Origin of the sequence: Diaphorobacter sp. (assembly GCF_050251835.1) — a bacterium.
In the GTDB taxonomy this organism is placed as follows: Bacteria; Pseudomonadota; Gammaproteobacteria; order Burkholderiales; family Burkholderiaceae_C; genus JBFXIE01.
In genome coordinates this window covers 1-2,501 of record NZ_JBFWLZ010000017.1, presented here as the reverse complement: position 1 = coordinate 2,501, position 2,501 = coordinate 1, and the positions used below count along the sequence as shown (strand labels likewise).

At 66.7% G+C, this 2,501-nt stretch carries 3 protein-coding genes; all 3 read left to right on the top strand.

Annotated elements, in window-relative coordinates; genetic code table 11:
• Positions 1-324 (top strand): TrkA C-terminal domain-containing protein (locus AB7E35_RS07855; RefSeq protein WP_428167362.1); only part of this gene is annotated, 324 nt, incomplete at its 5' end.
• A 15-nt stretch (positions 325-339) separates the two neighbouring features.
• Positions 340-1,806, top strand: a complete 1,467-nt coding sequence (locus tag AB7E35_RS07850) for a TrkH family potassium uptake protein (protein ID WP_428163107.1) — start codon at positions 340-342, stop codon at positions 1,804-1,806.
• A gap of 60 nt (positions 1,807-1,866) precedes the next feature.
• The coding region (locus tag AB7E35_RS07845) for a glutamate--cysteine ligase (RefSeq protein WP_428167361.1) at positions 1,867-2,501 on the top strand (635 nt) is incomplete at its 3' end.

Genomic DNA, 2,501 nt, shown 5'->3' with positions numbered 1-2,501 from the left:
GGCGACGTGCAGGCGGTGCACAGCCTGCGCCGCGGCGTGGCCGAGGCGCTGGAGATCGTGGCCCGCGGCGACCGCAAGAGCTCGCGCGTGGTGGGCCGCAAGGTCAGCGAGATTCACCTGCCGGCCGAGGTGCACATGGGCCTGATCGTGCGCGGCCTGCCCGAGGAGGGCGCCGAGCCGCAACCCGCGGCGCAGCCGCAGGTGATCATTCCGCGCAGCCACACGGTGATCGAGAGCAACGACCACGTGGTGTTCTTCCTGCCCCACAAGCGGCTGGTGCGCGAGGTGGAAAAGCAGTTCCGCGTGAGCGCCACGTTTTTCTAGAAGGCAGGAGCCGCAATGTCCGACGTCCTGCCCGTCCTGCGCGTGCTCGGTGCGCTGCTGACCATGTTTGCGCTGTCCATGGGCGTGCCTCTGGCGGCGTCGCTGTGGGCCGACGAGGGGCTGTGGCAGCACTACGCCACGGCAATGGCGGTCACGCTGGTGGCTGGCGCGCTGCTGTGGGCTGGCCTGCATGCGCACCGGCGCGAGCTGCTGCCGCGCCACGGGGTGATGCTGGTGTCGCTGGTGTGGGTGGTGCTGCCGCTGTTTGCGACGGTGCCGCTGCTGCTGGTGATGCATGCGGTAGGCCGGCCGCTGTCGTTTACGCACGCGTACTTCGAATCGGTCTCTGGCCTGACCACCACGGGGGCCACGGTGCTGGTGGGGCTGGACAGGCTGCCGCTGTCGGTGAACATGTGGCGCACCTTCATGCAGTGGATGGGCGGCATGGGCATCCTGATTCTGGCGGTGGCAGTGCTGCCGCTGCTGGGCGTGGGCGGCAGTCAGCTGTTCAAGGCCGAGGCCGCCGGCCCCGTGAAGGACACCAAGCTGACGCCGCGCATGACCGAGACCGCCAAGGGCCTGTGGGGCGTTTACGTGGTGTTCTCGCTGGCCTGCGCGCTGGCGTTCTGGCGTGGCGGCATGACGGCGCCGGATGCGGTCATGCACATGTTTGCCACCGTCAGCCTGGGCGGCCTGTCGCCGCATGACGCGAGCTTTGCCTACTTCGAGTCGCCGCTGCTGGAGGCGATTGCCCTGGTCTTCATGCTGTTCGCCAGCTGCAACTTTGCGCTGTACTTCATTGCGCTGCGCAAGGGCAACTGGCGGGGCTTTTGGCGCGACCCTGAAATGCGCGCCACCGTGGCTGCGCTGCTGGGGGGCGGCCTGGTGGTGGCGCTGCTGCTGTGGGCCAAGGGCGTGTACGACCCGCTGCAGGCGCTGCGCCACGGCATGTTCAACGTGGTGTCGGTGGCAACGACCACGGGCTTTGCCACCACCGACTACCTGAGCTGGCCGGTGTTTGCGCCGGTGTTCATGCTGCTGCTGTCGGGGGTGGCCACCAGTGCGGGATCGACGGGCGGCGGCATCAAGATGGTGCGCATGCTGATTTTGCTCAAGCAGGCGCGCCGCGAGATGACGCGCATCGTGCATCCGCGTGCGGTGCAGCCTGTGCGCCTGGGTGATCGCGTGGTGGACAACCGCATGATTTTTTCGGTGCTGGCCTTCATGCTGGTGTACGGCGGCACGGTGATCGTGCTGAGCATGGTGCTGCTGCTGACCGATCTGGACATGGTCACCGCGTTTTCTGCCGTGCTGGCCAGCGTGCACTGCATGGGGCCGGGCCTGGGGCTGCTGGGGCCGGCGTCCAACTATGCGGTGCTGACGGACTTTCAGTTGTGGGTCTGCACCCTGGCCATGCTGCTGGGGCGGCTGGAGATACTCAGCTTCATGGCGCTGCTGACGCCGGCGTTCTGGCGGCGTTAGCGCCTGGGGCTATCCCTACAATCGTCGCCATCGACTTTCCGTCACATCCGAGGGCTCTTCATGGTTCCCCATCTCATCACCGCGCTCACCGGGCCAATCAACGAGCTGGAGCAGCGCATCCTGGACTCCATGCCGGCCATCGAGCGCTGGTTTCGTCTGGAGTGGATGGAGCACACGCCGCCGTTCTATTCGTCGGTGGACATCCGCAATGCGGGCTTCAAGCTGGCGCCGGTGGACACCAACCTGTTTCCGGGCGGCTGGAACAACCTGACGCCCGAGATGCTGCCGCTGGCGGTGCAGGCGGCCATGGCGGCCATCGAGAAGATCTGCCCCGAGGCGCGCAACCTGCTGATCATCCCCGAGAACCATTCGCGCAACACTTTCTACCTGGCCAACGTGGCGCAGCTGGTGCGCATCTTCAACATGGCCGGGCTCAATGTGCGCGTGGGCTCCATCAGCCCGGACATCAAGAAGACCACGGTGATCACGCTGCCCCACGGCGAGACGGTGACGCTGGAGCCGGTGATCCGCAGCAAGCGCCGCCTGGGGCTCAAGGACTTCGACCCCTGCACCATCTTGCTCAACAACGACCTGTCGGCCGGAGCGCCGGGCATCCTGGAAGAGCTGTACGAGCAATACCTGCTGCCACCGCTGCACGCAGGCTGGAGCGTGCGCCGCAAGAGCCGCCACTTTCA

Bases quoted from the DNA above. Each gene is read 5' to 3' on its own strand.
- AB7E35_RS07850 (WP_428163107.1), top strand. From the start codon at position 340: ATGTCCGACGTCCTGCCCGTCCTGCGCGTGCTCGGTGCGCTGCTGACC.